The following is a 237-nucleotide window of genomic DNA, read 5'->3' as shown; positions in this document are numbered from 1 at the left end:
AGGCGTTCGATGACTTTAGCGCCCCAGCCTTGGGCAGCTTGTCTGGCCAGAATGTCGCTGCCAATCTGCCAATAGAGTAAGACCAATTCCCGATTAACTGCCAGCGTAGCGCGTTGCTGGGCGCTGTGAATGCGTGTTTTTAGTTCAACCAACCAGTCGGCATAGTCTGCTGGCATTGGTATGAGTGAGATGGGTTGGTCGCTCATGTCTCCAGCTCCTCGCCTTCAATTTCAGCCA

General features: G+C 53.6%; 1 protein-coding gene. It reads right to left on the bottom strand.

The features are described 5' to 3' along the window. Positions 1-206, bottom strand: a 206-nt coding sequence (locus tag ACZ3GY_RS24785; protein WP_465912479.1) for a DUF1016 N-terminal domain-containing protein, incomplete at its 3' end; no start/stop codon positions are given. Positions 207-237: the final 31 nt, after the last annotated feature.

Source organism: Pseudomonas sp. PME37.24/006, assembly GCF_055556635.1.
Note: the sequence above shows the minus strand (reverse complement) of the source record. Positions and strands in the feature narration are given on the sequence as shown.